Source organism: Prevotellamassilia timonensis (assembly GCF_900106785.1).
Classification (GTDB): Bacteria; Bacteroidota; Bacteroidia; order Bacteroidales; family Bacteroidaceae; genus Alloprevotella; species Alloprevotella timonensis.
Genome location: NZ_LT629842.1, coordinates 38,188 through 57,625 on the forward strand (window position 1 = coordinate 38,188; position 19,438 = coordinate 57,625).

The following is a 19,438-nucleotide window of genomic DNA, read 5'->3' on the forward strand; positions in this document are numbered from 1 at the left end:
GTGGGCCGTACTGACCAGCTCTTCACTCTCAAACTCAAACACAAATGGGGGCGATGCGTCCCGCATCGGTAATATAGCGTGATAGCCCACGAATAGTTGGCTTGAAGGCAATATTCCGATGTGGGACGCATCGCCCCCATTTGTGCTTGAATAGAGTTAGATATTTCTTAACAACAGAGGAGGCAAATGCTTGACGATATGCAAGCATTTGCCTCCTGCTAATTTCAGCTATTGTGCAAGCGGTGCGTTTAACACATGAACAGTATAATGGATTGTGCCACCAAGATGCGCAAGAACATTGACAGCGGGTAAACCGTTGAATAGCCTACCGATGCAGCATCGTTGTTAGCCGTTTGGTTGGCGTAGCCCAATGCAGGGGGGTCGGTGTTAGAACCGGCAATGATACCCATCAGCGTGAAGTAGTTGAGTTTGAAACGCCAACGGGCCACCACACCCATAATGAGCAGAGGTATGATTGTAACCAAGAAACCTACCCACACATAGGTAAGTCCATCGCCCTGCACCACAGTGTCCCAGAAATTGCTGCCGGCCTTGATGCCTACAGCGGCAAGGAACAAGATGAGGCCAATTTCGCGCAACAGCAAGTTGGCCGAGGTAGTGGTGTAAGTAACCAGGTGGAACTTGTAGCCATAGGCACCAGCCAAGATGGCAATAATCAGCGGACCACCTGCCAAGCCTAACTTGAGCGGAGTGGCCATGCCGGGGAACTGGAACGGAATGCTACCAAAGATAATACCAACCAATATGCCAAGGAAGATGGCACCCACGTTGGGGTGGTCAAGACGCTTGACAGAGTTGCCGAGCAAGCGTTCCACGCGTGTCACACTGTCCTCGGGGCCTGCCACCATCAAGCGGTCGCCAATTTGTATGCGCAGCGCGCGGTCGGCAAAGAGGTTCATGCCCTGGCGGGTGATACGTGTTACATTCACGCCATACATAGAACTGAAGTGCATCTCGCCAAACGTTTTGCCGTTAACCTCGGGTTGGGTTACCAAAATGCGTTTTGACACGATGGGAGCCTTCTCTGCCTGCCAGTCCACTTCAATTTCGCGACCGATAAAGGCCGTTGCCGCTTCGGCGTCGTCCATGGCGCACACAGCGTTCATTTCGTCGCCAACGTGCAGCGTGGTATCTTTGGTGGGCGAGATGATCTCGTCGTTGTGCTTGTAGTGCGTACACACAAAGGTACGACCAAGGAACTGTGTGAGTTGTGAGAATGTTTTACCCTCGAGTGCCTTGTTTTCAACACGCAATGACAGGTGGTGAGGCTTGGCGTGGGGGTTGTCCTGCTGCGACATGCGTATCTGCTCCTCCTCCTTGTCGAGCTTGATGCGGCAAATGTAACGAATGGCGATGGTTGCGCCAATGATGCCCACTACACCAAGCGGATAGGCGCAGGCGTAACCAGCAGCAATGTTCTGCCCCTTCATGTCGATGCCAAGTGTGTTGATGGCCTCTTGTGCGGCACCAAGACCTGGCGTGTTGGTCACAGCACCATAAAGCACACCCACAGCCATAGGCAGGCTGGTAGGGTCTTTGGTGTCGAACACCAGATAGTAAAGGCCAAGCAGTGTGATAACGTTGAGCAATACGATGCCCACCGCCACCATGTTCATCTGCACACCGTCCTTCTTAAATGACTGGAAGAAGCTCGGGCCCACTTGCAAACCGATGCAATAGACGAAAAGTATCAGTCCGAAGTCCTGGATAAAGTTCAGCACTTTGGCCGGACACGCATACCCGCCGTCGGGATCGGTAATGCCCAGCTGGTGGTAGATGTGCCCTACCACGATGCCGGCAAACAACACAAAAGTGACGCCCAACGATACGCTGCCCACCTTAATCTTGCCCAGCATTACGCCAACGGCAATGACCAAGGAGAACAACAGCACGATGTGAGCCACCGAGTCGGTCGTCGAAAATAGAGATTGAAACCAATCCATGGTTGTAAAGATAAATAATTATGGTTATTGAAAATGTTTTATCAAGCAGTCACAATAAAGTTGTGTCAACAAGGTTGCGTCTTAATGTCTGTCGTACACTCTTTAGCAAGGTGTCAGACCTTAGACCTTGGCAAAGATACTCACATTTTCGATTTGGACAAAATAAACGCCTTTTTTTAGCGCGTACAACGTGGTGACTGCTTGCTCCCTTGCCTGTTTTTGTGCCGGCAAATGTGACTTTTGGGACTGATGTCTTGACAAGAGGCAATATAATTACTATATTTGCGATAATTACCAAAGCTTTATATAATTCATCAAAAAACCAACACTATGAAGACAAAAGCATTCTTTACTGCCATTCTTTTTGCCGTAACGCTGTCCGCTTCGGCTCAGGTAGAATTTCTTTACACCGACTTTGGACGCAATGTGATTTGTCGTGAGAAAAAGCTGTTCTGGATGGACGGCGACTCCGATCCGTGCTTTAACATTGTCAACTACAAAAAAGTGGGCAACAAAGAGACGTTCAACCTTACCCCAAAGGAGAAGGGCGATGGAAAATATAGCGTGACAATAACCCTTAAAGGCGACAGGGCTACAAGCATTGTGATGAAAGGCGAACAAACCTACTCTTCGTCGGTAACGGTCAAGACCGAGAAGGAGGCCGACCGCGATTTGGTGACCTATTTCAGAAATGAGGCTGGGTACCCCAGTACGCCTTCGGTAGCAGGAGGCGGCATACCCAGTAAGGACAATTTGACACCGGGCAATGCAAAAGAATCAGCAGGCTCGGTGGGGCAAACTGCCAAGAAAGCCTTTGGAAAAATAAAGGGCGTGTTTAAGAAAAAGAAGTAACGCCCTTATAGGCGGGCGTGTTCGAAATAGACTTTTTAGCGAGACCGTTTGGGGAATTTTTAAGTTGCCTGAAACGTGCTGCAAAAAACGCAAGCACGTTTCAGGCAACTTGAAAATCACCTTCCTTACCAAGCGGTTTTGTTTCTGATGTCAATTGAGATTCCCTTTTTCTTCACGAGTGGTGTCTTTTGCTACATCAGACACCGGTTCAGTATCAGTTTTCTCCATAGAGCGAGGTCCTTTACCTGTAAATATATCAACAAAGACTTTTACACGAGCAAAGTATTCCCTTATGTAGGTCATGATAGCCATGTTAGAAGTAGCATCAGCAGCATTGAAACCTACAAGGTTATGTACATCAAGCCCGCAATGCTCTGCGAGATAGATGGCACGCTCGCAGTGGAACTTCTGTGATATAACGACATAGCTGTGCACGTTATAAATTTTTGTTGCTCGAACAACAGCGTCGAGTGTCCTGAATCCTTTTTCGTCCAGAATAAATGCATTCTTTGGTATGCCTCTGGCGACAAGGCTGTCTTTCATGCACTCAACCTCATTTATTCCGTCAAGGCTGTTTCCGTCACCACTTATCAAGATTAACTTGATCTTTCCTGCTTTATACAAAGACTCTGTTGCGTCAATTCTGTATTTGAAAAACTGATTAGGTTTGTGTCCTATACGTGTCTGAGGCGTCGTACCTAATAACAATCCAACTTCTGACGGTGGTATAGAACCAATATCTGTGTATAACCTGCCTTCTGCATTACTGCAAATAATATTGTTGCATGTAGCCAAAAGCAATAGGGTGGTTATAACAGCACCAATAATTATATAGGAAAAGACTTTATATTTCTTCATCATAGCGAGGCTTTAGAACTTTCTTTTTTTTGCCGTGGAGGATAAGATCATCGCCTCCTTCTTATTTTAGCCTAAGGCACACAATGCAAAAAAAAGAGAGTATTACTTGCGTAATACTCTCCTCTGATTACTCTTTTGGTGACTTGCTTGGAATCATAAGTGACTCGCTTGGAAACATGCACTTAAATAGTTTGTTGATTTCACTAAATGCATGATAACCATCTCATTTTGAGCCTATATTTTGTCAATATAGCTGAATGATCAAATCCTTTTGTAAGCAGATTTTTCGGGTTCAAATCTTTATGTATCACCTTTTGTATCACCATGTAGCCTACATAAGCCTACATGTACCTTAGTCTTTTAATTCACCAAGTGATACAAGAGGAAAAGCATATTTCCAATATTGGAGATGTTTGATTTTTTTTTGTGGTAGCACTTTGCAAGTGCATTTGTTTCAAAGTGTTAAAGACTTAATACATACATATTTTTAGTACTACTTAAGATTTCTTTCGACAATTTTCATGGTCTATATTTGCACCCGTAAACGAAATGCAAACAGACAAATGGTCGTTCACTAAAGCAAAATGTTGAGTCTGAATCACTTAATTAACTGGCTACAAAGTTAGCTAAAAAAAGTGGATTAAGCTAACTTTGTGATAGTTATTTAGGACCTTTTGCATGTGTAAAGGTGTGCACGCCCGACAAGTCATTTCTATTGTTCAACTTATAAAAGGAAAGAAATGGATATTATTCCAAATATGACCGAATGGTCAATGAACATAGAATTAGGGGGCATAAAATGTGGTCGGCTAAAGCCACACAGCAGTGAGGACTCTTTTCGTTCTACTGTGGCATCACTAAATCGAAAGGTGTTTTACAAAAGAGGACTTGCTTTGCATGTCCGTAGCTATTGGAAAGAAAATGCTGTCGGCATCATCTGCGTTTCGAGAAAAGAATTCGATGAACATAAAAACGATCCTGTTTATGAAAACCAATGGCAACGCAAGATTGACGACTTCCACGACAGACTCCTCAAAGCTGAGGAGCTTGATTGACACGCAGGAAGTCATTTATAACATCACCCAACTCGCTAAGGTGTTGGACGTAACACCTAACACAATCCGCAAACGTATTAGGCGTGGTATTATTCCTGCTCACAAGGAAGGACGTTTCTATTACATCCTTAAAAGTGAGTATGTGAATGCTTTGCGAAATAAGTAGTAACATCACTTAATTCACTATATACTTTTTGCCCCTGCCTACGCTGTGAAGCGCATGGGCAGGGGCTTTTTAATCTCAAAACGTAAACAATGATACCAGACGATATAAAAGACCGCATATTGGAGGCTACGGATTTAGTGGCACTCGTCAGTCAGACGGTGCAGCTGAAGAAAAGTGGGCCTCGCTATGTAGGTTGTTGCCCGTTCCATGCGGAAAAGACGCCCTCGTTCTATGTGTTTCCGCAAACAGGCACATTCAAATGCTTTGGCTGCGGTGAAGGAGGTGATGCCATTGCGTTTCTGATGAAGCGTGATGGACTTTCTTATGTGGAAGCAGTCAAGCAGTTGGGCAAACTGTGTGGCATAGAAGTGGCGGAGCAGGAGGAAGATCCCGAAGTCAAGCAGAAACGCATGCACAAGGAAGCGCTGTTGGTGGCAAACGAACAGGTGGCAAAGTTCTATGTGGAGCAGTTTGCGCTATCTAAAGAAGCGCAAAACTATGCTTTTGGACGTTGGGGCGAGGAGTATTGTACGCTCAAAGGCATTGGCTATGCTCCGAAGTCGGGCAAAGCTCTCGCAAACTTGAATATCAAGCGCGAGTTTTTGAGTGAGTTGGGCTTGGTGAACAAAGGCGGCTATGACCAGTACCAAGACCGCGTGGTGATACCTATCCATGACCGATATGGGCATGTGATAGGCTTCACCGCACGTTGTTTGGGTGATGAGCAACCCAAGTATAAGAATAGCGCAGATTCGATTTTGTTTCATAAGTCAAGAGTGCTGTTTGGTATGGAGGACGCTTGGCGACAAGCTGCCAATACGGATAAGATGTTCCTCGTTGAAGGCGCACCCGATTGTATGCGGTTGCAAAGCATCGGGGTGCTGAACACGGTGGCTGCACTGGGTTCTGCCTGGAATAAGGACCACTTTGCACTGATCAAGAAAAGTGCAAGCAAGGTATGTTTCTTGCCCGATGATGATCCGCCTAAAAGAGGCGAACATTTCGGGCATGGCGTGCAAGTGGTGTTTGAGGCAGGCAAATTGGCTATGAAGTGTGGCTTGTCGGTTTCCATCAAGGAAATACCCGACATAGAGAATGCACACAAGCAGGATCCCGACACGTTCTATCAGAATATGAACGTGTTCCGCTCTGTGGAAGAGGTGGACTTTATTCTGTGGCGGGCGCAAAAGGCTTTCAGATTTGCGCAGACCACGGAAGAACAGCGTGTGGTGGTGCGCGAAATTGCGTATTTGCTGACATTGATTGACGACCCGACGGGCGTATCAATGTACGTAGATAAGTTGTCTGCCATTTCGGGCAAAAAGGGCTTTTGGAAGGAGGCTATCAATGCGGAGAAGAAACGCATCGAGGAGGAAGAGAAACGAGAACGAGGGGAGGCGGTGGACGACCTTTATAAACGCTTTGGCTTTTATGTGGAGAACGGCAAGTATTTCTCTATCACGGAGAAAGGGAATGTCTATGAGTGGTCGAACTTTACGATGGAACCGCTTTTTCATATCAAGGATAATCTCAATCCGAAACGTCTGTATACACTAACAAACGAATTACACATGAAGGTGTTGATTGAACTCAACCAAGAGGACTTGGTGAGCATTTCTAAGTTTAAGCAGAAGATCGAAGGGCAAGGCAACTTTATTTGGAAAGCTACGGAACGTGAGCTTACCAAACTCAAATCGTTTCTCTATGAGAAAACGGAAACGGCTTCGCAAATCAAGCAGATGGGCTGGCAACGTGAGGGCTTTTATGCTTTTGGCAATGGGGTGTTCTTCAAGAATAAGTTTTACACGGCTGATGATTATGGCATTGTGCGTTTGCCCGACTTGGGCAATTACTATTTGCCTTCTTCATCGAAGATTTACAAAGATGATGCCCGGCTTTTCACGTTTGAAAAGCAGTTTGTGCATCTCAACTACTCTTCCGTTACGCTGAAAGAGTTTACCACACAACTTTTCAAGGTGTTTGGCGATAATGGGCGGATAGGCTTCGCGTTCTATCTCGCCACCCTATTCCGTGATGTGGTCACGAATGCTTCGGCAGAGCATTGGTTTCCGATTCTCAACCTCTTTGGTCCGAAAGGTAGTGGTAAGTCGGAACTGGGACATACGCTTTTATCGTTGTTCACGATAGCGTATAAAGCTCCGAATATCCAAAACTCAACAATCTCTGCCCTCAATGATACAGTGGCAGCTTCGGCAAATGCCTTAGCGCACATTGATGAGTATAAGAATGACCTCGACCCCAAGGTCATTGAGTTCTTGAAGGGTCTGTGGGACGGCACGGGACGTAGCCGTATGAACATGGATTTGGACAAGAAGAAGGAGGTGACAGCCGTAGATGCTGGCATCATCTTGTCAGGACAAGAGATGCCCACGGCTGATATTGCGCTTTTCTCGCGATTGATTTTCTTGCAGTTTCCGCGTTCCACGTTCACGCAAGAGGAGAAGAAGAATTATATGCGACTCATGGAGATGCGTTCGGGTGGTTTGACACACCTCACCATCGCTCTCCTCAAATACCGCAAGCGGTTTGAGGAGCGTTTTACGGGTACGCTCAAAGAGGTACGCAAACAGGTAAGTGTTGCTTTGCAAGGCAAGCAATGCGAGGATCGCATTGTAAATAACTGGTGTGTGCCGTTGGCGGCATTGCGTGTACTGCAAGATGCAGTTCCTACGCTGGCTTACGATGACCTTTTCAAGATTGTCATCGAAGGTATTCTCAAACAGAATGCGGAGTGTAAGACGAATGGCGAGCTGGGCAGCTTTTGGAATGTGGTGCAGTATCTTGCAAGTGAGGGTATCATCAATGATACGGGCGATTTTGTTATTCGCTACCTCACCAAGCTTAAAACGGACATGGTGGATACTTCTTGGCTGGATAAACGAGCGGTGTTGTATATGCAGACTTCACGTATCTTCAATCTTTATCGCAAGGAGGGACGCAAGACGGACGAGAAAACTTTGCCTACTGATGCTCTCAAATACTACCTTGCCAACAGTGCTGCTTATCTCGGTCAGAAGGTGGTGCGCTTTATTGTGTTCCGCAATGGCTACCCTGTGTTGGACTCTGCCAAACAGGACAAGCATGGCAACCCGGCCAAACTCTCTCAATCGGCACGCAGCTATTGCTTTGACTACCAGAAGTTAGTAGACCAGTTCGGCATCAATCTGATTACAGGTGATTCGGACGATGAAGAGGAATAATCAGCGGAACTTTTCGTTTATTACAAAAGGCACGGAGCTTTCACCCCGCTTCCGTGTTTTTTTGTGTTTTAGAGGTACATGACCATTGCAAAAGGTGCAGCCCGTCCTAATCCCATGCACAGCGTGCGTTATCGAAGGAGAGAATGCCCGTCATGCTATCCAATCGCAGCACGGAACAATGGTATCGGCAAAATCCTCCTCCGTCTCAAATTTTCCTTTATGTGTGGCGAGGGCGAAAAATCGCTGTAACATTTGTAACATTTGTAACACTCTCATTTTCAGACATCTAACAGTATTCTTTTCTTGTAATCGAATGTAATTTCTTGTAACATTTCTCTCAATACCATGCTTTGGGGAAGCCTTTTCATCTTAAAAGCGGTGGCGGGAACCTCTTCGTCATCATGCAGCAGGGCGGTTTTATGAACTCCTCGCTGCTGTCGAAAACGTACATATCCTTATCGCCAATCTCCCATGTCAAGGTTGTACTTCTTGTTCGTGCCTTTCATGGGAGGCTGAACCCACAGGCATTCAACGAGGTAAGGCTGCATTCATGGAGCGCTCTGCCGAACCTAACTTTAATGTTTGGGCTTCTGTGGTGTCGTGTCCATTTCTTGATTTGAATGTTTACCCGTGACGGCCTACGGGCGGAGAGATTTTTCCTGATGCAAAGGTAATGCGAGCGTGAACGGACAAGTACCGCGTTGCTATGGCTGCACAAAAAATCCGACAACTTTCCTTCTTTTTTCTCGTGCCTCACAAAAAGGAGGTATTTCAGATTTTTTCTTTGCCATTACTTGCTCCTGTGTTCACTTCCTCTCGCATTCTTTTCGCATCGTAAAAAGTCCTCACCCGGAGGACATCACTTAAAGTTTCACATTCAAATTCTATCAAGAAATGGACACTACAAACACCACATCAGCTCTTCAAACATTAAAGTTAGGCTCAGCAGAGCGCGAAGAAAAATTGCAGCCTTACCTCGTTGAACACCTATGGGATCAGCCCGCTGTTTATTGCGGCACGTACAAGAAGTACAACAATGGCTCATTGGACGGAGCTTGGCTGGATCTGGAAGCATTCGACAGCTACGATGAGTTCCTTGAAATATGTGCCCTGCTGCACGATGACGAAGAGGATCCCGAGTTCATGTTTCAAGATTATCAAGGCTTCCCCGAAGCATGGTATTGCGAGAGTTGTCCAGGGGAAGATACATTCGACAAGATTATAGAATACTGTCAGTTGTCTGAAGATGAGCGCGAGGTTTACGATGCTTACTATGAATGTACAGGTGATGATTCTTTCGCCCACGCCAAGGATCACTACGTGGGAAAATTTGATTCGGAGGAAGCTTTTGCCGATTATATCATCAGTGAGTGCTACGATTTGGACAGCATGATGGGTAATCTCTCCTTCTACTTCGATTACGAACGCTATGCAAGGGATTTGTTCATGACGGACTACACTTTTTGCGATGGTCATGTCTTCAACAATTACTAAAAACACGGGAGCGGGGTGAAAGCCCCGTTCCTTTTGAAACCCTCTTTTGAAACTCTTTTGGATTGTCTTACGGGGAACCATTAACCAACCAACAAAATAAGTTTAATTACTTAATACATACATAGAAATACTTGATATACATCTTCTTCAGTACAACTTAAAAGGTGTATATTTGCAGCATTTCAAACACCCTAACTGTACTCCATGAGTGACTATCTTGTCTACATAAAAATGCCATCGTATTTGCGCCAATGGTTCGTTCACCGTCACAGCGGTTCCGAGCCAGTGGTGCTCAGGCAAGGTAGCATAGAGTCGAAGTTGATAAAGTTGGCACAAAGCCGCCAGCCCGATGACTTCTTTCCTCCGCTTCAAAAGGAGGACGAGGTGGCTATTTGCATTCCTTACTCCAAGGCACGTGACCCACGTACCTACAACTATATCTCTCCCACGGGCAAGAAGGCATTGCTTGACAACATCAAGAATGCTTTTGCCGTGGATTGCTGGAATTTCCTGCACGACTTCGGACATATCGGTCAGCAACAAAAGGAACTGATCTATTTGTATATGGAGCAACGGGGCATCAAGGAGGACGGCACTTGTTGGGACAGCATTGCGAAGGCTTATCAGCGACTTCGCAAGAACTACCTCTCAAACGAGAGTAGAAAAAGAACCCGACAACAGCAAGCTGAAAAGTCACAAGCAGAAAGCCAAGAGTTTGTAGAACATAATTCTTAATACCGAAGTTAGACATGAACAGATTGCCGGGTATCAGCCATATTGCATACGTATCGGCTGAAGCTCTCACACCGCACATCACCTTGCAGGCGATAGCGAAGGTGCCAGTGGGCATCTTTGCTCGGCTTTCTTTTGTTCCGTTCAACAAGCGCACTGCGCTTTGTGAAACGGAAACGGAGTTTGACAATAACAGCACGCTCGAAACGGCTACGCTGACTTTCTATTCTCCCGAAAACTTGCCATCGGGCAATCTTTGCTTTGTGGTGACAAGTGTGAATGGGGAGCAATATCTCATCGGAACAAAGGAGGCGCCTTTCCCTTTTGTTAAAAAGGAACAAACCACAGGGTTGCCTGATGGTGACGCCAATACCGCAAAATACACAGTTTCCTACTCAAATCGGGTGGCTTTGATACCGATTTTGAGCTAAAATCCCTTGATTTTGTAACTTTTTGGGGGTATTTGTAACAGCGAGTAACTTTTTGGCGTTTACAGAACGCTTGAAAATCAAGCAGTTGAGAAAAAGTTACAGATGTTACAAATGTTACAACGAAAATGGTCTCGCGCGAGCGCGAAACAAAAATTTCTCTGACGCAACATTTTCATAAATTTATACTTTTGAACGATGGACAGGTGCAGCCGTGAGGTTCCACCTGTCTTTTTTACTTTTTATATGTGCGTATATCTTTGCCATAAATAACACACGCGATTATGGCAAAGAACAAATACCAACTTCATTTGAAAGGCTATGTGGGCAGCTGGGACTTTGATGCTGACTACGTGGACTATATTCTGGGCAAGAACCCCGACAAGGAGGTGGCGGTGCTGATTGACAGTCCTGGCGGACAGCTCAACACGGCATTGAGTATCTCTTCTGCTTTCAAGCGGCATGGCAATGTCCATGCGCACTTTGTGGGCATGAACGCGAGTGCTGCCACCATCGCTTCGATGGGTGCCAAGCACATCACCATGGATAAGTCTGCCATGTATCTTGTGCATCAATGTGCGCTTCCATTTTTTGAGTATGGCAATCTCAATGCCACGGGCATGAGCCAGCTCATTGAAAGTCTCGGCAAAGCCAAGACGGATTTGGAAAAGATGGATGCAAATGTGGCTACAATGTATGCCACACGTTGCAAGAAAGAGCCAAAGGCTTTGCTTGACCTCATGAAGGTGGGCGGCTGGCTTACCGCACAAGAGGCTCTGGATTGGGGCTTTGTAGATGAACTGACAGAGTTCGAGGACGAAACGGCTCCTGTACTCACGGCTTCTCTCGCTGCCGATTTTCAGGCGAATGGCATTCCGCTACCGAACGTCCCTAAGAGCAAGTCGGAAGAAACGTTCTTCCAAAAGATGGCGCAAGCGCTTGCTGCCGTTTTCAAACCAACACAAGTAAACAATCAACATACCCCGAAACCTATGAACAAGGTCTATAAAAACATTTGCAAGTTTCTTGCTTGCGAACACTTTTCCGTAGAAGAAGGAAAGGTGACGCTCACCGAGGAACAGATGGACAACATCGAATGCTCCTTACAAGCTAATCACGATATGATAGCGGAGCTATCTATCAAGGTGAAGAAAGCAGAGGACGAGAACAAGAAACTCACCGAGACGAACAAGTCGCTCGATGAAGCAAACAAAACACTCGAAGCGAAAGTGGCCAACCTCCCTGCTGCATCAACCACCGCCATCGTAGATGACAAGAAGCATGAGGAGCATGAACCCACAGCTTACGAGCAGTTCATCAATGCTGGCGAAACGGCACGCAAACTTTATGACAGTTTGCCATAGTAATCTTATAACCTCATAACCTTAAAACTCCAAACTAACATTATAACCTCATAACCCCAAAACTTAAAACTCATTCCTATGGCTGGAAAATTCTCTTTCACCCTACAAGAATATAAGGACGCGGCACGCAAATACCGCTCCGACTTCCTGCGCTTGCCGATTATCGGCTGCGAGGAAACGCTCAAATTCATGACAGGTCGCCCAGGCATTCGCTACAAGGAAAGTGTGGGTACGCTCACCGCTGGGGCGCAGTTCGCTCCTTACAAGCCTTCTCGCAAGACAGATGCCAACTTAAAGTTGGACTACCGCACCTTGGAAACGTTCTTCGGATCGGTAGTGGCTAACTTTGAACCGAATACTGCCATCTCTACCTTGCTTGGCACAGGTGCCACCAAGGGAGACGGACAGAAGTCTACGCCCACAGCTCGCGAGGTGCTGGGACTGATTGCCAAGTCGCTCTCTGAAAACTTGAACATGGCGATTTGGAAAGGCACACGCAATGCGGACGGTGATACCACAATGGACCTCTTCGATGGTTTTGACACCATCACGCAAAAGGAAGTCACTGCGGGGACGATTGCTGCGGAACCTGGCAATTATCTGAAACTGGACAAAGCGATCACGGAAGCCAACGCGGTTGATGTGGCAAAAAAGATTCTCTTCTCGCTCGATTCGCGTTTGCGCTCACAGGAACTTTTCCTGTATTGCTCGCAGGAGTTTGTAGATATGTACAACGAGGCGTATCTTCTCACGCACTCGGCTATTCCGTACAACACGAAGTACAACCAGCCCACGGTGGAGGGTTCTAATGGCAAACTCACTTTCTGTCCGCTTTGGAACAAGTCGGACTCGAAGTTCATGCACGTGTCACCCAAAATCAACATGCTTTATGGCTATGACCAGATGGGCGACATCGAAAGTGTTGATGTGGAACGCTTTGAGCCGTTTGTGCTTTCTTACATTGCCACCATGTTCTTTGGCGTGCAGTTCGAGAGCATTGACAAGCGACGCTTGAAGGTTATTGAGTTGGCTGAACAAGGTTGATAATCAGTGGAGAAAGGTGGGCGCGGTGGTAATTTATCTTGATTGTCACCTCGCGCTTGCCTGCTATCCAGACTAAATATTTTCAGAAAAATGGCAAAGACTTGCACATCACTTCAAAAGTCGCTCGGCTGGTGCCAAGGCACGCCTGAGCTTCCCGGCGTTCGTCGCCGTATCTATTATACTTCCAAGGGAGACATTGCCCAATGGCCCACACTTCCACGTGACGAGAACGGACGGGTAACTGCTGCCACGTACACGGGCAGTTTTACCCTAAAGGCTGATGCCAAGTGGAAGTATATCGACATTTTGCCTGAAAAGTCGCAACTCACCTCTGAGGCACAGGGCGAGTTGCCCAGTCAGACGCAGTTGAACAAGCTGACAGCTGTTCACCCTGGGGTGGGTGCAGAGGCGAGTGCCGCTTCTGCTTATCTCAACAACAATGACAATGTGTTTCTTGTAGAAGATATGAAGGGCAAATACCGTGTGGTAGGTTCTGAAGCCTGGACTACCAAGACTACGGTGGCACAGGACCTTGGACAGGGTGCCACTGGTACCACAAGCACCACCATTGCGGTAGAAGCTACGGACGAATGTCCTGCGCCTTTCTACGAGGGTACTATCACAACGGAAGAAGGTGACATCGAAGCTGCTTAGTCAGTTTGTAGTTTTGAGGTTATAAGGTTATAAAGTTTGTTCTTGGGAACAAAAGGTAATCTTATAACCTCATAACCTTAAAACCCAAAACTTAATATGATTGATTTGGGGGAAATCTTAGAAGAGATCAACGTCCCAGACCTTTCGTGCCCGCTTGCTTTGGAAAGCAAGGAAACAAAATTTGCCCAAGGCAAAGACATTTTTGCCGAGCAAAAACGCCATGCTTGGGACAAGTCGGTCGAAGCGCGTTGCGACTTCTCCCGTAAAGTCCGCATCACACGAAGGGCTGATGTGTTCTTTATCTCACTTTGGCAGAAGTCACTCTATGGGCGCACCTTGACGGACATCAAGGGCGATGACTGCATGGTGGACTTCTTTGCGGAGAATGTGGCTCTGCTCATTGCCGACATTTTGGGCAATGAATTAAAGCATGGTAATTGGTGTATTGTCACCACGCCCAAGCGTAGGCACTTGGTAAAGAACTTTGCCACACGAATAAGTGAAAAGATAGCAGCTCTGCTATCCATTCCCTTTTACGAAGATGTGGCGCATTGCCATAGCAAAAAGCGCATTGGAGCTGTGTTCTCGCTCAACGTGTTGCCACGTGAGCAGAACTGCATCGTGTTCGATGATTTCGTGACAACTGGCTCTACCCTAAAGGCTATGAAGAACTTGCTCATGGAGAACCATAAGAATTGCGTGTTCTTCACGGGCATCAATAACAAATTATAAGATATGGACAAAACATTCACAGATAAATTACAAACATGGCTCTCCCTACCTCGCGAACAGCGCGATTGGGACGAGGGCGCATTGATGCTCCTGCAACTGACAGGCAACAAAATCATGTATCGCAACCTCAGTGTGAACCCTGAGGGCAAGGCTAACTTCATTGAAGGCAAACTTCAGCAATACTTGGAGTTCCGCTTGGCGGAATTGACGCATGAACAGGTCAAGGAGATGCAGCACGCTGTCGAGGAGATAGTAAAAGAGCATACCGAGTTCAAGAGTGATGACAATGAGGCAAAGAATTTCAAAGCTGGTAAGCGAGCTGACCATGACACGCTGCCCGAAGAAATACAAGCTCTCTATGTCGAGAACCTTGATTTGGTGCATCGTATGCGTGAACTTCATTTGAAGCTCCGCACGATGAGCACGACGGACTCCACTTGTGCGGACTCCGACCGTTATCCTTTCCTCAAAGAATTTATCAAATTGGATAAAAAACTGCACGACAATTGGAACGTTTATGACCATTTCGTGACAAAGGCAGAAACGGCAGAAAGTGCAGAAGAGGCAGAAGCGAAACCTAAGGCGAAGAAAAGCAAGAAGGCATGAAACGCTCGGCATCGATCTCTGACTATTTGAAACCATTGGCAGATACGCCCAACCAGGCGTATCTCACCAATGCGTTACAGGTGGCAGATGTCTTGGAGTGGATTTTGTCGCAGGTGGGCAAGGCTAAGGTATGGCAAACTTCGTTTTCCATCTCGGAAGAGTTCTTGCGTAGACTCTTCTTTATCGAGAAGGGAGGCAAGGTGTTGGAGTTTAACTTGGTGCTGGATCACAAAGCTACGAACAAGACCTTGAAACTCTGGTCGTTCATCTGCCAAGTGATGAAACGTACCTATCTCGCGGATAACCACTCGAAGATCTTGCTGGTGGAGAGTGAAGCGGGTGACACCATTTCGGTAGTCACCTCGCAGAACTTGACCCGAGGCAACCGCCACGAGTCTACGTTTATTTCTACCGACAAGGCTATCTTCGCTGCCTTGCACGGACAGGTGACGGATTTGATACGTAACCATTCTGTGCCACTGAATGACCTGTTTGCACAGAGGCTCACGCAGAACGGAGCGAATGATTAAACGCTCTCCCGTAACAGATTTTTCTATCCCCTATAACAGAAAATGCTATTTCTATGGACTACACCGAAGAACAACTTACCCAAATCGAACAATACGCTTCCATCTATCTTAAAATCTCTGATATGGCGGTCATTCTCGGCATATCGGCAACCCAGCTTCGCGAGGATATTGCCGACAAGAGTACGGAGGTATCAAGGCGATACCACCGTGGCAAGGCGGCTTCACGTGTGAAACTGCTGCATCAGGAGATGCAGCTGGCTTATGTGGGTTCTCCGCTTGCCTTGGAGAATACACGCAACAATTTGTTGGACATGGAAGATGATGAATAACTATGAGCTTACCGAACATTGTAGAGGCGGCTAAAGCCGACCTCTATACTGCCAAAGAGGAACTTTTGCAGAAATATGCGCAATCGCAGGTGGAACACTTGCTTCGATTGCGCGACATGGTTACTTGGTCTATTGCCAATCCTGATGCGAAGGATCGCCAGTTTGTGGACGAGGAGCGAACCCGTTACGGGTTGTCGCTCGTTACTGCGTATGCGGACTTGAAAATCGTGAAAGCCATTCTGCCCAATATGGGCGAGGCTTCGCGTGATTTTCATCGATGGCGCTACAACGAGATGATCCTTGAAACGTACCAAATGGCGAAGAAACGCAAGGACACAAAGACGATGGAAAAGGCGGCTACGAGCTATGCCAAGTTTAACCGCATTGATATTGAAGATGAACAATCGGTGCCGTACCACATGATTGTGGTGCAGCCTTTCTTTCCCACCACCGACCCGCGTGTGGTGGGCATCAATCCTGTGCCGAATATTGATGAGCGTATTCGCAAACTCACACGTGAGTTAAGTGATACGCACCCCGATACGGAGAATGTGGAATATGAAGAGGCTGATTTGCCGCTTGATGAAATCTTTAAGGAGGAGAATGATGAACAAGGAGAAGAATAGTGTGGATACGTCATTATGGGACGAAGAAAGCAAGGCACACGCTAACCGCGTGTACTTCAATAAACCGCAGCTTTTGACACAATACATCGGTGCTAAAACCACCGTGATTGTGGCTGGACGACGCACGGGTAAGACGGACTCCATCGCCTCGCCCTTTGTGCTGCGCAATATGCAGCGCATGCCGGGAAGCACGGGAGGAATTGTGGTGCCTACTTTCAAACATGGTTTGACCAATACGCTTCCCGGTCTGTTTGCTGCTTGGAAACGGTGGGGCTACATCAAGGGTGTGCATTATGTGGTGGGACGCAAACCTCCACGCTCTTTCTCTAAGCCTATTACGGAACCTGCGGATTATGAGCATGTGGTGACTTTCTATAATGGCAGTGTTGCCATTATCATTAGCCAAGATCGTCCTGGCTCATCGAACTCACTGACGCTTTCTTGGCTCTTGATTGATGAAGCGAAGTTCATTGATTATGACAAACTCAAAGATGAAACGTTGCCTGCGAATGGTGGCATTCGTTCTTATTTCGGGCATCACTCGTTCAACCATTCGATGATGGTTTTGAGTGATATGCCTCAGACCACGAAGGGCTCGTGGTTCCTGCACTATGAGCAGAAAATGGATAAGGAGTTGATTGATACCATCAAAGGTACAATCTATAAGATTTGGCAGACCAAACAGCGAATTGCTGATTTGAAAGCGGCACATCAAGTTGTGCCTGCTTATTTGCCGAGTTATCTGAAATGGCTCGACCAATCGCTGAACAAAATGCGCAGTGTGGCGGTATATTACAAGGAATACTCCACCCTCGAGAACTTGCAGTTGCTCGGTGAGGAATATATTCGTCAGATGAAGCGCGACCTTACGCCAAAAACTTTCCAAACGTCTATTCTTTGCCAAAAGATTGGTATCTCGCATGATGGCTTTTACTCTTCTATGCAGGAGTGGCACAAGTACGATGCTTCGGATTTTGGGTACTTAGATAGTTTGGGGTATGACCGCATTATCGAAGAGGCACAGCAGGAGCGGTATTCCATACGCTCGCTGAGCAACTTTTCCTCGCTTCACTCGTCTCTTGACTGCCGCACCGATGCCGACCTTGATCCGATGGCTCCGCTTTGTATTGGCATGGACTACAATGCCAATATCAACTGGATTGTGTGCGGTCAGCCTCGCGGCAACCGCTTAAATGTGCTCAAATCTTTCTACGTAAAATTTGAGCGCAAAATCCCTGCGCTCATTGCAGACTTCTGCACCTACTATGCGCCCCATGCCAATCACAGTATCATCTATTACTATGATGCTACCGCTCTTGGCTCTAACTATGCCGTGAACGACCAAGACTTTCATTGGGTAGTGGTGCATGAGTTTGAACGCCACGGTTGGAGTGTGCAAGATGTGTATCTTGGCAACCCTATGCGCCATGATGAAAAGTACTTGCTCATCAACCAAGGATTTTCAGGCAAGCAACGCTTGATGCCTTACTTCAATCGCCAGAACAATGATGACCTTATTCTTGCGGTGCAATCGGCTGGCGTGGAACGTGGAAGAAACGGCTTTCGCAAAAACAAGTCCACTGAGAAGAATCCAGAATCAGAGGAGGACTTGTTGGAGCACCGCACCGATGGTACGGATGCTTTCGATACGCTGTATATTGGGTGTGAGAAGTTTCCGCAGCATGATTTTTATGGATATTCGGTGGGGGGAGTGAGATAACATCTATAACAACTTCAACAAATCAGTGTGTTTGTTTAACTTTGCAAGCAAATAAAAAAATAGAATGGTAAGATACAATAAACCACCTCTCAACTATTCAGAACAAGTAAAACTACTTGAATCACGAGGCTTGATTATAGGAAACAAAAAGAAAGCCGAACGATTGCTGGCTAATATCAGCTACTATCGTTTGAGTGCATATATGTTGCCGTATAAGGTATGCATGAATGGCTTTATACAAGACCTATTCAAAGATGGTACAACTTTGGATATGGTTTATGACTTGTATAAATTTGATAGAAAACTTCGATTGCTACTTTTCGATGCGATTGAACGAATTGAAGTAGCCATACGAACGCAAATAGTGACTCAACTGAGTTTGAAATACGGATCACATTGGCAAGATAATCGTAGCATTTTCAGAGAGCCTCGCCAATGTAGAAGACGAAATGGGACAACATTCACTGATGATGTGTTCAGTGATATTCAAGAACACATTCAAGATAGACTACGCAATGATCGTTCCGAAACATTCATACAGCATTATCGAGAAACTTATTCAGAACCTACTAATCCACCTTCATGGATGAGTGTAGAGATAATGTACTTCAACCAACTATCACGTATTTGTGATGGTTTGAAACGAAGAGCTGATATCGTAGGCATTGCAAAATACTTTTCTTTGCCACCTAAAGAGTTTCAATCATGGCTTCATGCTCTTAATTTTATTCGTAACTTGTGTGCTCACCATGCACGTTTATGGAATCGAGACATGAATATTGTTCCAGAGAAATTGGAGTTTTCAAGGACTCTAACGTGGATAAGCAATCCTGACACGGTTAGGCGCAACAAAGTGTATTATACATTGTGTATGGTCAATTATTTCCTACAGACGGTAACACCATGTTCTATGTTTAGAAAGAGATTGAAGGTTTTGTTGCAGCAATATGCGGCCGTACTTGATTTATCTTCAATGGGATTCCCTGAAGATTGGGAAAACGAAGAAATGTGGAAATAAATGCTCAAAAATATTGCACAGTCAGAAATGAATTCTTATCTTTGC

19 protein-coding genes are annotated in these 19,438 nt (G+C 46.2%); 17 read left to right on the plus strand and 2 right to left on the minus strand.

Annotated features, from left to right (window positions below):
- Nucleotides 1–248 precede the first annotated feature (248 nt).
- Complete coding sequence (locus tag BQ5453_RS03105; RefSeq protein WP_071122111.1) at nucleotides 249–1,964, minus strand: putative transporter; 1,716 nt, start codon at nucleotides 1,962–1,964, stop codon at nucleotides 249–251.
- 330 nt (nucleotides 1,965–2,294) lie between these two features.
- Here BQ5453_RS03105 and BQ5453_RS03110 point away from each other — a divergent pair, with 330 nt between their 5' ends.
- On the plus strand, nucleotides 2,295–2,816 hold the full coding sequence (locus BQ5453_RS03110) for a hypothetical protein (RefSeq protein WP_071122112.1): 522 nt from the start codon (nucleotides 2,295–2,297) through the stop codon (nucleotides 2,814–2,816).
- A 150-nt stretch (nucleotides 2,817–2,966) separates the two neighbouring features.
- Here the strand turns inward: BQ5453_RS03110 and BQ5453_RS03115 are convergent, their stop codons facing one another.
- Nucleotides 2,967–3,677 (minus strand): SanA/YdcF family protein, encoded by a 711-nt coding sequence (locus BQ5453_RS03115; RefSeq protein ID WP_071122113.1) that lies wholly within the window; start codon nucleotides 3,675–3,677, stop codon nucleotides 2,967–2,969.
- 737 nt (nucleotides 3,678–4,414) lie between these two features.
- On the opposite strand from BQ5453_RS03115, the gene BQ5453_RS14430 reads away from it, so the two are divergent.
- The 16 genes from BQ5453_RS14430 (at nucleotide 4,415) to BQ5453_RS03190 (ending at nucleotide 19,393) form a co-directional block, all read left to right on the plus strand.
- Nucleotides 4,415–4,729, plus strand: a complete 315-nt coding sequence (locus tag BQ5453_RS14430; protein WP_202614961.1) for a hypothetical protein — start codon at nucleotides 4,415–4,417, stop codon at nucleotides 4,727–4,729.
- A complete protein-coding gene (locus tag BQ5453_RS03120; protein WP_022102640.1) occupies nucleotides 4,659–4,895 on the plus strand; it encodes a helix-turn-helix domain-containing protein in 237 nt (78 codons plus the stop codon). Before BQ5453_RS14430 ends, BQ5453_RS03120 begins: the two co-directional genes overlap by 71 nt.
- 89 nt (nucleotides 4,896–4,984) lie before the next feature.
- Nucleotides 4,985–8,116: a DNA primase gene (gene dnaG / locus BQ5453_RS03125; RefSeq protein ID WP_071122114.1), complete on the plus strand. Its 3,132-nt coding sequence runs from the start codon at nucleotides 4,985–4,987 to the stop codon at nucleotides 8,114–8,116.
- Nucleotides 8,117–9,010: 894 nt separating this feature from the next.
- On the plus strand, nucleotides 9,011–9,610 hold the full coding sequence (locus BQ5453_RS03130; protein ID WP_083361110.1) for an antirestriction protein ArdA: 600 nt from the start codon (nucleotides 9,011–9,013) through the stop codon (nucleotides 9,608–9,610).
- 204 nt (nucleotides 9,611–9,814) lie between these two features.
- Entirely contained in the window at nucleotides 9,815–10,345 is a 531-nt protein-coding gene (locus tag BQ5453_RS03135; protein WP_071122115.1) for a hypothetical protein, read from the plus strand.
- Nucleotides 10,346–10,359: 14 nt separating this feature from the next.
- The gene (locus tag BQ5453_RS03140) at nucleotides 10,360–10,773 is read left to right on the plus strand and encodes a hypothetical protein (protein ID WP_071122116.1); all 414 of its coding nucleotides are present in this window, start codon (nucleotides 10,360–10,362) and stop codon (nucleotides 10,771–10,773) included.
- A 281-nt stretch (nucleotides 10,774–11,054) separates the two neighbouring features.
- A complete protein-coding gene (locus BQ5453_RS03145; RefSeq protein ID WP_071122117.1) occupies nucleotides 11,055–12,134 on the plus strand; it encodes a Clp protease ClpP in 1,080 nt (359 codons plus the stop codon).
- Nucleotides 12,135–12,212: 78 nt separating this feature from the next.
- Nucleotides 12,213–13,178 (plus strand): hypothetical protein, encoded by a 966-nt coding sequence (locus BQ5453_RS03150; protein WP_071122118.1) that lies wholly within the window; start codon nucleotides 12,213–12,215, stop codon nucleotides 13,176–13,178.
- Between the two features lie 90 nt (nucleotides 13,179–13,268).
- Nucleotides 13,269–13,832, plus strand: a complete 564-nt coding sequence (locus BQ5453_RS03155; protein WP_071122119.1) for a hypothetical protein — start codon at nucleotides 13,269–13,271, stop codon at nucleotides 13,830–13,832.
- A 96-nt stretch (nucleotides 13,833–13,928) separates the two neighbouring features.
- Entirely contained in the window at nucleotides 13,929–14,564 is a 636-nt protein-coding gene (locus BQ5453_RS03160) for a phosphoribosyltransferase (RefSeq protein ID WP_071122120.1), read from the plus strand.
- A 3-nt stretch (nucleotides 14,565–14,567) separates the two neighbouring features.
- A complete protein-coding gene (locus BQ5453_RS03165; protein WP_071122121.1) occupies nucleotides 14,568–15,170 on the plus strand; it encodes a hypothetical protein in 603 nt (200 codons plus the stop codon).
- Complete coding sequence (locus BQ5453_RS03170; protein ID WP_071122122.1) at nucleotides 15,167–15,700, plus strand: phospholipase D-like domain-containing protein; 534 nt, start codon at nucleotides 15,167–15,169, stop codon at nucleotides 15,698–15,700. The genes BQ5453_RS03165 and BQ5453_RS03170 overlap by 4 nt, the downstream gene beginning before the upstream one ends.
- A gap of 53 nt (nucleotides 15,701–15,753) precedes the next feature.
- A complete protein-coding gene (locus tag BQ5453_RS03175) occupies nucleotides 15,754–16,029 on the plus strand; it encodes a hypothetical protein (protein WP_071122123.1) in 276 nt (91 codons plus the stop codon).
- Nucleotides 16,030–16,031: 2 nt separating this feature from the next.
- A complete protein-coding gene (locus tag BQ5453_RS03180) occupies nucleotides 16,032–16,655 on the plus strand; it encodes a hypothetical protein (protein ID WP_071122124.1) in 624 nt (207 codons plus the stop codon).
- Nucleotides 16,588–18,375 (plus strand): hypothetical protein, encoded by a 1,788-nt coding sequence (locus BQ5453_RS03185; RefSeq protein WP_235860020.1) that lies wholly within the window; start codon nucleotides 16,588–16,590, stop codon nucleotides 18,373–18,375. The genes BQ5453_RS03180 and BQ5453_RS03185 overlap by 68 nt, the downstream gene beginning before the upstream one ends.
- 64 nt (nucleotides 18,376–18,439) lie before the next feature.
- The gene (locus BQ5453_RS03190; RefSeq protein WP_071122126.1) at nucleotides 18,440–19,393 is read left to right on the plus strand and encodes an Abi family protein; all 954 of its coding nucleotides are present in this window, start codon (nucleotides 18,440–18,442) and stop codon (nucleotides 19,391–19,393) included.
- The last annotated feature ends 45 nt before the right edge of the window (nucleotides 19,394–19,438 follow it).